Origin of the sequence: Streptomyces bobili (assembly GCF_002154575.1) — a bacterium.
GTDB lineage: Bacteria > Actinomycetota > Actinomycetes > Streptomycetales > Streptomycetaceae > Streptomyces > Streptomyces bobili.
In genome coordinates this window covers 1-8,751 of record NZ_MUBA01000117.1, presented here as the reverse complement: position 1 = coordinate 8,751, position 8,751 = coordinate 1, and the positions used below count along the sequence as shown (strand labels likewise).

The 8,751-nt window shown below is 72.0% G+C and carries 6 protein-coding genes; 2 read left to right on the top strand and 4 right to left on the bottom strand.

Annotation, left to right across the window (positions count from 1 at the left end; all coding sequences use genetic code 11):
* Positions 1–136: 136 nt before the first annotated feature.
* Complete coding sequence (locus BZL64_RS10455) at positions 137–1,618, top strand: bifunctional glycosyltransferase family 2/GtrA family protein (RefSeq protein WP_086768352.1); 1,482 nt, start codon at positions 137–139, stop codon at positions 1,616–1,618.
* The gene (locus BZL64_RS10450) at positions 1,615–3,771 is read left to right on the top strand and encodes an ArnT family glycosyltransferase (protein WP_086768350.1); all 2,157 of its coding nucleotides are present in this window, start codon (positions 1,615–1,617) and stop codon (positions 3,769–3,771) included. The genes BZL64_RS10455 and BZL64_RS10450 overlap by 4 nt, the downstream gene beginning before the upstream one ends.
* 93 nt (positions 3,772–3,864) lie before the next feature.
* Here the strand turns inward: BZL64_RS10450 and BZL64_RS10445 are convergent, their stop codons facing one another.
* The 4 genes from BZL64_RS10445 to BZL64_RS10430 form a co-directional block, all read right to left on the bottom strand.
* Complete coding sequence (locus BZL64_RS10445; RefSeq protein ID WP_086768348.1) at positions 3,865–4,335, bottom strand: PPOX class F420-dependent oxidoreductase; 471 nt, start codon at positions 4,333–4,335, stop codon at positions 3,865–3,867.
* 59 nt (positions 4,336–4,394) lie between these two features.
* Entirely contained in the window at positions 4,395–5,216 is an 822-nt protein-coding gene (locus tag BZL64_RS10440) for a YceI family protein (protein WP_086768346.1), read from the bottom strand.
* A 71-nt stretch (positions 5,217–5,287) separates the two neighbouring features.
* On the bottom strand, positions 5,288–7,786 hold the full coding sequence (locus tag BZL64_RS10435) for an MFS transporter (RefSeq protein ID WP_483025097.1): 2,499 nt from the start codon (positions 7,784–7,786) through the stop codon (positions 5,288–5,290).
* 119 nt (positions 7,787–7,905) lie between these two features.
* Positions 7,906–8,442 (bottom strand): MarR family winged helix-turn-helix transcriptional regulator, encoded by a 537-nt coding sequence (locus tag BZL64_RS10430; protein ID WP_086768342.1) that lies wholly within the window; start codon positions 8,440–8,442, stop codon positions 7,906–7,908.
* Positions 8,443–8,751 lie beyond the last annotated feature (309 nt).

Sequence of the window (8,751 nt, the reverse complement as noted above, 5' to 3'; positions counted from 1 at the left end):
TCTTCACCCTGCACCTGCCCGCCCTCGCCCCCGCCCCGCCGCGGCCCGCGCCCGAAACGGACTGGCAACAGGACTCACAGGGCCAGCACAGGGCCGGCACATGGGCGGGACAGGGCACCTGACGAAAGTCGTGGTCATGCGAACCGACTCTTCTCCCGGCACCTTGCCGGCGCGGGAGCACCTCCCGGCCGACGCCGCCGGTACGCCTGTCCTGGACGTAGTGATCCCCGTCTACAACGAGGAGAAGGACCTCCAGCCCTGCGTCCGCAGACTTTACGACCACCTGACGCGGACCTTCCCGTACCCGTTCCGCATCACCATCGCGGACAACGCGTCGACGGACAGCACCCCGGATGTGGCGCGGCTGCTGGAGGCGCGGGTCCCGGAGGTGAGGTCCTTCCGGCTGGAGCAGAAGGGCCGCGGCCGGGCGCTGCGGACCGTCTGGTCGGCCTCGGAGGCCCCGATCCTCGCCTACATGGACGTCGATCTGTCCACCGACCTCAACGCGCTGCTGCCGCTGGTGGCGCCGCTGATCTCGGGCCACTCCGACCTGGCGATCGGCTCCCGGCTGGCCCGCAGCTCGCGGGTGGTGCGGGGGACCAAGCGGGAGTTCATCTCCCGCTCCTACAACCTGATCCTGCGCGGCTCGCTCCAGGCCCGCTTCTCGGACGCCCAGTGCGGCTTCAAGGCGATCCGCCGCGATGTGGCGCAACTTCTGCTCCCGCTGGTGGAAGACACCGGCTGGTTCTTCGACACTGAGATGCTGGTGCTCGCCGAACGAGCCGGTCTCCGTATCCACGAGGTGCCGGTCGACTGGGTCGACGACCCGGACTCCACGGTGCACATCGTGAGGACGGCGACCGACGACCTGAAAGGGGTATGGCGCGTGGGCCGGGCGCTGGCCACCGGTTCGCTTCCCCTGGACCGGCTGACCAGGCCGTTCGGCGACGATCCGCGCGACCGCGAGATCATGGACGTACCCAAGGGCCTGGCCCGTCAGCTCGTCGGTTTCTGTGTCGTCGGTGGCCTGTCCACCCTCTTCTACCTGCTGCTCTACAGCGGGTTCCGGCAGTTCTCCGGCTCCCAGACGGCCAACGCGCTCGCGCTGCTCGTCTCCGCGGTCGCCAACACGGCGGCCAACCGCCGGCTCACCTTCGGGGTGCGCGGCAGTGCCGGCGCCGTCCGCCACCAGGCGCAGGGCCTGGTCGTCTTCGGCATCGGCCTCGCGCTGACCAGCGGTTCGCTCCTCGCGCTCGACGCGGCGGCCTCCGACCCGGCGCACGCCACGGAACTGGCCGTCCTCATCGCCGCCAACCTCGCGGCGACGGTCCTGCGCTTCCTCCTCTTCCGCGCCTGGGTGTTCCCGGACCGGCGGGGCGACCAGGAGGCCGAGACCGCCCAGCACGTGGGCCGGCCCCCGACGGGGACCGCCGCCTCACCGGCGTACCCCGCGCCCGGTCCGCTGCCGCGGCGGCCCCACACCCCTTCCCCGCCCCGGAACGACAGCACCACGGCCCAGTTCCGCGCCGGTGAAGCCGCGGACGGCACCTGGAGGGACGCCACCATCCGGCTGCAGCCGGTGCGCCCCCACGACACCGACCAGGGGGACGTCCGATGACCACCCACCTCGACGACACGGCTCGGACGGCAGGCCCGGCCGGCCCGGCGGATACGGCCACCTGGAGCCCGCCGCAGGAACCGGACGCCGCCCCCGCCCCCGGTCCGGGCGAACCGAAGCGGCCCCTCGCCGCCAGAATCTGGCGCGGCCGGCCCGAGGACCCCCGCTGGGCCCGCCCGGCCTTCCTCGGACTGCTGCTCGCCACCTGCGTCCTGTACCTGTACAACCTGAGCGCCTCCGGCTACGCGAACTCCTTCTACTCCGCGGCCGTACAGGCAGGCAGCCAGAGCTGGAAGGCCTTCTTCTTCGGCTCGCTCGACTCGGCCAACGCGATCACCGTCGACAAGCCCCCTGCCGCGCTGTGGCCGATGGCGCTGTCCGTGAAGATCTTCGGCCTGAACTCGTGGGCGATCCTCGTCCCCGAGGTGCTGATGGGCGTCGGCTCGGTCGCCGCCGTGTACGCCTCCGTGCGCCGCCGTTTCAGCCCGGCGTCCGGCCTCATCGCGGGCGCGGTGCTGGCCCTCACCCCGGTCGCCGCGCTGATGTTCCGGTTCAACAACCCGGACGCCATGCTGGCCCTGCTGATGACCGTGGCCTGCTACCTGGTGGTCCGCGCGCTGGAGGACGGCCGCACGAAGTGGCTGGTGTGGGCCGGTGCCGCGATCGGTGTCGCGTTCCTCGCCAAGACCCTCCAGGCCTTCCTGATCCTCCCGCCACTGGCGATCGTGTACGCCGTCTGCGCGCCGGTCCCGCTGAGGAAGCGTTTCTCGCAGCTGGCCCTGGCGACGGCCGCGCTGGTCGTCTCCGGCGGCTGGTGGGTCGCGATCGTCGAACTGTGGCCCGCATCGTCCCGCCCGTACATCGGCGGCTCGCAGAACAACTCGTTCCTGGAGCTGACCTTCGGCTACAACGGGCTCGGCCGCCTCAACGGGGAGGAGACCGGAAGCGTCGGCGGTGGCGGCGGTGGCGGCACCGGTCAGTGGGGCGAGACCGGCTGGGACCGGATGTTCAACTCCGAGATCGGCGCCCAGATCTCCTGGCTGCTGCCGGCCGCGCTGATCCTGCTGGTCGCCGGCCTGGTGGCCACCCGCAGGCGGAAGCGGACCTCGGTGACCCGCGGCGCGTTCCTGGTCTGGGGCGGCTCACTGCTGATCACCACGGTGGTCTTCAGCTTCATGGCCGGCATCTTCCACCAGTACTACACGATCGCGCTGGCCCCCTACATGGCCGCCGTGATCGGCATGGGCACCGGCATCCTGTGGGAGAAGCGGTCCGGGATCTGGGCCTCGCTCACCCTCGCAGCCGCCTCGGTGGCAGCCGCGGCCTGGGGATACGTCCTGCTCAACCGCACCCCGGACCACCTGCCCTGGCTGAAGTGGCTGGTGCTGGTCGGCGGCCTGGCCGGCGCCCTCGGCCTGGTCTTCGCGGGCCGGCTGCCCCGGCGGCTCGCCCTCGCGGCGGCGGCCGTGAGCGTTGTCGCGGCGCTGGCCGGACCGACGGCGTACACGCTGAGCACCGTGGACTCCGCGCACACCGGCTCCATCCCGACGGCGGGCCCGGCGGGCGCGTCCATGATGGGCGGCGGCCGGGGCGGTCCCGGCGGCGGCGGTGGCGGCGGCTTCGGCGGCGGCATGCCCGGCCAGCAGGGGCAGCAGGGTCAGGGGCGGCAGGACGGCGGCGGCCTTCCGGGGGGCACGCCCGGCCAGGGCCAGACCGCTCCCGGTGGGCAGGCGAACGGCGACGGCGGCCGGATGGGCGGCGGCGGAGCGGGCGGCCTGATCAACGGCGCCACCGTCACCGACGAGGCCAAGAAGCTGCTCGGCACCGACTCCGGGAACTACACCTGGGCCGGCGCGGCCATCGGCTCCCAGAACGCCGCGAGCTACCAACTGGCCACCGGCGACCCGGTGATGGCGATCGGCGGCTTCAACGGCACCGACCCCTCTCCGACGCTCGCGCAGTTCAAGCAGTACGTGGCCGACGGCAGGATCCACTACTTCATCAGCAGCGGATCGGGCGGCGGTGGCGCGATGGGCGGCGGCAGCGGTGACGGCACCTCGGCACAGATCACCGAGTGGATCGAGGCCAACTTCAAGCAGGTCACGGTCGGTTCGGCCACCTTCTACGACCTGACCCAGGAGACGACGGGCTGACGTCCCGCAGTCGAGGGGGAGGGCGGTGACCACGGTCACCGCCGTTCTCCGTGTTCCCGCCGAGCTGATCCACGACCGGTCCCCTCGATTCGATCAGTCCCGCGGAGCGAGCCGCGCGGGAAAGCCCCCCGTGGCGACCGGACCCCACCGTCGCGGGGTGACCCGGATGATCGACTTGCCCTGCTTCACCATCGCCGCACGGTATTCGTCCCAGTCCGGGTGTTCGCCGGCGATGTTGCGGTAGTACTCGACCAGCGCCTCGACGGAGTCGGGGGAGTCGATCACCTCGGCAGTGCCGTCGACCTGGACCCAGGGGCCGTCCCACTCGTCGCTCAGGACGAGCAGGCTGACCCGCTCGTCCCGCTTGGCGTTGCGGGTCTTGGCCCGCTCCGGGTAGGTGGACATGACGATCCGGCCCGAATCGTCGACGCCGCAGGTCAGCGGCGAGGCCTGGGGGTCGCCGTCGGAGCGCCGGGTGAGCAGGATCGCGCGGTGCCGGGGGCGGACGAAGTCCAGCAGCTCGTCGAGGGAGACGGACGTGTTGGTCGCGATGTTCGGTGCCATGGGGCCAGCGTAGGCGCGGGGTGACGCGTGCGCGTGCGTCGCGGCCGACCCTGCCGGTCCTACGCCTGCGGCAGTGACTCACCCTGCACGGCCTGGATGTCCAGCTCGACCCTGAGGGTCGTACCGATGGCGGCGATGCCCGCCTGGACGACCTGGTTGTAGGTGAGGGCGAAGTCCTCGCGGTGCAGGTCGGCCGTCGCGCGGAAGGCGGCGCGGGTGCCGCCCCACGGGTCGGCGCCGGTGCCGAGGTAGGCGAGGTCCAGGTCGACGGGCCGGACGATCCCGCGCAGGGACAGGTCGCCGTGGACCGTCCACCGGTCGGGGCCCGCGACGCTCACGCCGGTCGAGCGGTAGGTGATCTCGGGGTGGGCCTCGACGTCCAGGAAGTCCGCCGAACGCAGGTGGGTGTCGCGCATGCCGTTGCCGGTGTCGATGGACGCGGCCCGGATCACCGCCCCCACCCGGGACTTGGTGACGTCGTCCGGGGTGATCTCGACGGACGCCGCGAACTCGGTGAACCGGCCGCGCACGCTGGAGATGCCCAGGTGCTGGGCGACCGCGCCGACGGCGGAGTGCGCCGGGTCGACGGTCCACAGTCCGGGCGGCGGCAGTTCGGCGCCGCCCTGCCGGGCCAGCGTGACGGTGCCGACCTCGGCGCGTCCGCTCGCGGTCACGAGCGCGCTCGCGGCGGCCGGCGCGTAGCCGACGGCGGTGACGATCACGGTGTACGCCCCCGGCGCCAGCGCGGTCGCGTCGCGTACGGCACCCTCCGCGTCGGCCTCGGCGCGCACCACCTGCCTGCCCGTCATGTCCGTCACCGTGACGACCGCGTGCGACACGGCCCATCCGTCCCGGGTGCGGATCCTCGCGGTCAGTCCCATCTCACGTAACTCCTCGAAGAGACCGGCCCGTGGCGGGGGCGAACCCCGCCACGGGCCGGTGCCGTGTCGTACTACTCGCCGGGGTGGGCGAGTGCGATGTCGTGGCCGTCCACGCCCGTGCCGGAGACGGTCAGGGCGGTGGCCACCGGCGGATAGCCGGTCGCGATGACCGTGTAGTCGCCGCCGTCGAGGTCGGTGAAGGCGTACGCCCCGTCGACCCCGGTGGTGGCGGAGCCGACCACGTTGCCCGCCGCGTCGACGAGCGTGACGCGCGCGTCGGCAAGCGGACCGTGCGGCGCCCGGACGACGCCCTGGACCCGCGCCCCCGCGTCGAGGACCAGCTCCACGCGGGTCACTCCGCTCACGCCCACCTCGACGGGCAGGGCGCGCGGCCGGAACCCGGCGGCGTTCACCGCGACGGTCACGGCACCGGGCACCAACTCGGTGAAGGCGAACTCGCCCTGCTCACCGGTGGTGCCGGTGGCCAGCAGATCGCCCCGCACATCGGTGACGACGACCATGGCGTCCTTGACGGGCCGACCCGACTCGGCGGCCCGCACGACACCCCCGAGCCCGCTGGTCCCGCTGAGCAGGATGTCGTACGCGACCGGCTCGCCGTTGACGACGACCGTGGACGCCTGCGGCTGGAACCCGTCGGCGGAGGCGATCAGGACGTACGACCCCGTGCCCGGCGCGTCCAGCCCGTAGGAGCCGTCGGCCTGCGCGACCGAGCGGCCCAGCTGACGGCCCGCGAGGGAGATCAGCGTGACGGCGGCCTGCGGGACGGGCGCGCTCTCGGCGCCGCGGACGTGGCCGCGGACGGAGATGCCGCCGGAGGAGCCGCCGGAGGAGCCGCCGGAGGAGCCGGCGGGGGCGTCGGCGGTCGCTTCGGCGGTCGCTTCGGCGGTCGTCACGGCCGCGAGCCGTTGCGTGCCCTCGGGCCCGGCCTCGACGGTGGAACCGACACCCGCGAGGACCTTGCCGGCGGCGGAAGCCTGCGCCCCGGACCCGGACCCGGACCCGGCCGGAGTCTCGGCGGGGGCGTCGTCGGAGGCCGTCTGCGCCAGCGCGCCCCTGGTCCTCAACGGGACCTCCTTGATGAACAGGGTGATGAGGAAGGCCAGCAGGGCCATGGCGGCGGCGATCATGAAGACGTCCGCGATGCCGTGGCCGTACGCGCTCTCCATGACCGTGCGCAGCGGCAGCGGCAGCTTGTCCATGTCGGGGATGGCGTCCCCGGAGCCGGAACCGCCCGCGGCCGAGGCGTAGTCGGGGCCGAGGCCCGCGATGCCGTCCTCGGCGTAGTCGCCGATGCGGTTGGCCATGACGGCACCGAGCGCGGAGACGCCCATCGCACCGCCGAGGGAGCGGAAGAAGGTGACCGTGGAGCTGGCCGCGCCGAGATCGCCCGGGGCGACCTGGTTCTGCGTGGACAGCACCAGGTTCTGCATCATCATGCCGACGCCGAGGCCCAGCAGGGCCATGAAGACGGCCGTCTTCCAGTACGGGGTGTCGTAGCGGATGGTGCCCAGCAGGCCGAGGCCCGCCGTGATGAGCACACCGCCGCCGACCAGCCAGGCCTTCCACTTGCCGGTGCGGGTGATGAGCTGCCCGGACACGGTGGCGGAGACGAACAGGCCGGCGATCATCGGGATCGTCAGCACACCGGACATGGTCGGCGACTCGTCGCGGGCCAGCTGGAAGTACTGGGCGAAGAAGACCGTGCCGGAGAACATCGCGACGCCGACGAAGAGCGAGGCGGCGGAGGACAGTGTGATGGTGCGGTTGCGGAAGAGGCGCAGCGGGATGATCGGCTCGGCGGCCCGCGACTCGACGAGCACGAAGATCAGCCCGAGCGCGATCGATCCCGCGACCATCGCGTACGTCTGCCACGAGAGCCACTCGTACTTGTCGCCGGCGAAGGTGACCCAGACCAGCAGCAGCGAGACCGCGGCCGAGATGAAGAACGCGCCGGCCCAGTCCACCTTGACGTCCCGCTTCACGACGGGCAGGTGCAGGGTCTTCTGGAGCACGATCAGCGCGATCACGGCGAAGGGCACGCCGACGTAGAAGCACCAGCGCCAGCCCAGCCAGCTGGTGTCGGTGATGACACCGCCGAGCAGCGGACCGCCGACGGTGGCGACGGCGAAGGTGGCGCCGAGGTATCCGGAGTAACGGCCGCGCTCACGCGGGGAGATCATCGCCGCCATGACGATCTGCGCGAGGGCCGAGAGGCCGCCCACGCCGACGCCCTGGACGACACGGCAGGCGATCAGCATGCCGGAGTTCTGCGAGAGACCGGCGGCGGCCGATCCGAGCACGTAGATGACGAGCGCTATCTGGACGAGCGCCTTCTTGTCATACAGGTCCGCGAGCTTGCCCCAGAGGGGGGTCGTCGCGGTCATCGCCAGCAGGGTGGCGGTGACGACCCAGGTGTAGGCGGACTGGCCGCCGCCGAGGTCGCCGATGATCTCCGGGAGGGCGTTCGAGACGATCGTGGACGACAGGATCGCCACGAACATGCCGAGGAGCAGGCCGGAGAGGGCCTCCATGATCTGCCGGTGGGTCATCGGAGCGTCGACGGCGGACCCTCCGCCGTGCTTCGCGTGAGCCCGCACACCGGCTGGTGTGGTCGTTGCCATGGGCTTCCTTCTCCTACGTCGCTTGTGCGGGTGTACGGGTGGTCTGTTCACGTGGCTGTCCACGTGGGGAGTTCACTCACGGGAACGTCAGCGGGAACGTCAGCGGGAACGTGAGCGGGAAGGGGAGGGGGCCGGTGGGGCCGGTGCTGGGCGGACCGGCAGTCGCCGAAGCTGGCGCGCAGCCGGGTCATCAGCCCGATGAGCTGACCGACCTCGTCGTCGGTCCAGTCGCTGAGCCGATCGGCCAGCAGGTCGGTGCTGCGGCGGGTCAACTCGGCGAGCATCGCGTGGCCCTCGGGGGTGATGCGCAGGATGCGCGAGCGCTTGTCCGCCGGGTCCGGGGACCGCTCGATCCAGCCCCGCTCGGCGAGGTGCGCGGCGTGCCGGCTGGTCACCGACATGTCCACGGCCAGCAGTTCGGACAGGGCGCTCATCCGAAGCTCACCGTGACGGTCGAGCAGCGTCAGCACACCCGCCGAGCCCGGCGAGCAGTCGGCCGGCAGTATCCGCCCGAGGTCCCGCTTCACGGCTCCGACGGCACTGAGCTGGCGCGCCAGTTCCTCGAACTGTGCCTGCCCGGCCATCACACCTCCCGCATTCGTTGCTTAGGGCAACCATAGAAGCGCTTGGTTGTTACAGGCAAATAAATCGGGGGTCGACGGCCGCAAAAAGTTGGCAAAGGCAAGTATTACGAAAGTAAACGCCCAGGTGGCGGAGGTCCCCGTCGGCCGCGCACCGGGCGGGCCGGAGCCCGCCCCCCGCTTGGGCCGGCCCGGCCGCTTTCGCTAGTGTCTCGGGGCATGGCTAACACGCAGGGCCCCCAGGGCACCAACGACCCCGCCGGCAGCACCCAGATGTTCCGAGCGTTCGTCGACGAGGGCACCCCCCAGGCC